We start from the raw sequence: 2,522 nt of genomic DNA on the forward strand, positions 1-2,522 counted from the left end.
TGGTCAGCGTGGCCGGGTCCATCGCCTCGCTGAAGGTCGCGGTCACGGCCGTGCCAGTCGCCACCCCGGTCGCACCCGCCGCCGGATTCCGCGCGGTCACCGTCGGCGCCGTCGTATCCTCGGTACCCGACGCAAGATGAATCCAGCGCGCTACCGAAGGCACCCCGGTATTATTCAGCACGAACAGCATATAGTAGCCGGGCGGTGCAAGGTTTGCTGTTGCAGGGGCGTCGGCGCTAACGCGATTACCGCTCTGCGAGAATGTGAGGGTCAAATAGCGTTGATCTTCATCGAATTGATGGGTAACCGATCCCGGTCTTACCAATGCTACCGAACCGATAGCGTTTGCATCGGCGAGATCAAAAGAAAACGTGGTGCCGTGCGCAACTTCCAGTGGAGCGGATGCGATGGCCGGACGGGCTCCTTTAAAAAGATAAGGCGGTGAAAAAAACTCTGCAGTAAGCTGGTCGGGGCCACCGTAACTGTCGCCGCTTCCCGCCACAACGACACGTCCATCCGGTAGCAGTAATGCCGTGGAGTGATACAATCGAGGATTTTGCATTGCCGCCATGGTGTTCCACATTCTGGTAGAAGGATTCCACATTTCTGCCTCATAGACGGCAGCGGAGATATTCTTGCCTTCGGTCGTGACTCCGCCTCCCGTTGCCAACACTTTGCCATCCGGTAATAGCGTCAGGGTATGGTACGCGCGTGGAAAGGCCATAGGAGCCGTCTGCTGCCATGTGGACGGTGCTCGGGTTGTGTCCAGAACATAGGTCGTCTCGGAGGTAGGGAGGTTAGAAATATCAGTCGTTGCAGCAGTCCCTGACTTAATGATTTTCCCCGGCAAAAACATGGCAGCGCTGCCCCCATCAACTACCGTAGGATCCATGGTCGTCCATTGTTGTGTCGCCAGATCAAGCGTACGAGTGACGGCCGGCTGCTCCCCAGCCCCGGCATTTAGAATACGGCCGTCGGGAAGCAGAAAAATGAAAGGGTAATAGGGAAACGCGAGCTGTGCCCCATCCAGCCGAGTCCACGTGTTGGTCACCGGATCGTAGATTTCGGGTATATCAGCGATACAGTCGAAGCAGGTGGTGGCGCCAGACGTTACAAGAACTCGTCCATCGGCCAGCGTCGTCGCAGTGGGGTACCACCGCCGGTACGACATCGCGGGCACATCCGGAGATGACGTCCATGATTCCGTTACGGGATCGAAAATCGCTACCTGGTTTGAACCGAGTGTGTTATGAGCATTATCGTGTCCTCCGACTATCAGAATCCTGCCGTCAGCAAGGGCCGTATGCCCCGAGCAAAAGATATTATAAGGCGCAGGGACAGGATGGAAATTTCCCGTCGCAGGATCCCAGACAGTCGCAGACGACCCTCCCGCGTTCTCACCGGCAAACATCAGAATCTTTCCGGTATGAAGATGAATCATGTCTACAGCCACAAGCCCCAATTGGACTGGCGGGGCCCATTCGCCGACCTCGGAAGAGGAAGGAGGCGGAGGCGGCGTCGGGGCCAATCCGACAGGCGTAGTCATATCGGCTTGAATCTCGGCGGTACTCAAGGCACGATTATAAACTCGCACCTCGTCAATCAACCCTGCAAAGTATTCACCCCAGATCGCATTGCCCCCTATCCGGAGCGGGAGACTTGAGGCGACCAGATTCCCGTTCACGGCCACGGCTCTCACCTGGACACCGTTCACGTAAAGCCGAAGTGTGCCGCCGCCATAAGTGGAAGCCAAATGCGTCCAGGCATTAAGAGAAAGGCCGGAACCGCCGCTTGCGGCAATGTCGGAGCTTCCAGTGTTAATGTAAGTGGCTGGCCGCGGCGCATTGTCGTGCGCATAAAGTGCATAAGACAGTCCAGCCGGCTTTTCTTTTAAAATTGCCGTACGCCAACCGCTCAAAGCGCTTGGGTTCACCCAGGCTTCCAAGGTCATACCGCTACCAAGGTCAAGGTCCGCCGCATCGGCTACTGTGACCAAGGCATTTGTTCCATTAAAACGCAATGCACTGCCAAATCGCCCGGCCGATACCCACGTTGCGCCCTGGATCGTGCCCGTGTGACTGTTCGTGGCAGAAGAATCCCCTGCTAAGGAACCGGCTGCTTCATCAAAGGAATACGCAGCCACAAGGCCAGCCGTTTGGGCGACAGCAAACTCCGTAAATCCGGCAAATAAAAGTCCGATCCCTGCGCTCACGACCCTGTACAAAATTCGCTGACCGACAGAGCTTAAAAAATTATGGAAAAAGCCAGGCCTCCAGTCGAGCTCCTTTACTCTTATTATTTTTATCATGATGACATCTCCTTATGGCTTATGATCAGTATTGCGTTGTTTCTAGTAGTGCAGGACATCCATGATCCCGTACAACATCTGTGAATGACCGTGCAGGAGGACAATGCCTAAACTCAGCTTGAGCTTGGCTGAACGGATCAGCATGTTTCTCTCCTTATCTCCATACCGGTACCTAGGCAAAACTTGCCAATTTTTTGTAGCGGGGGTCGCGCGT

General features: G+C 55.4%; 1 protein-coding gene. It reads right to left on the reverse strand.

Annotated features, from left to right (window positions below):
- Nucleotides 1-2,308, reverse strand: a 2,308-nt coding sequence (locus JJL52_RS20980) for a LamG-like jellyroll fold domain-containing protein (protein WP_202054473.1), incomplete at its 3' end; no start/stop codon positions are given.
- Nucleotides 2,309-2,522 lie beyond the last annotated feature (214 nt).

Origin of the sequence: Candidatus Methylomicrobium oryzae, from assembly GCF_016745425.1 — a bacterium.
Lineage (GTDB): Bacteria > Pseudomonadota > Gammaproteobacteria > Methylococcales > Methylomonadaceae > Methylomicrobium > Methylomicrobium oryzae.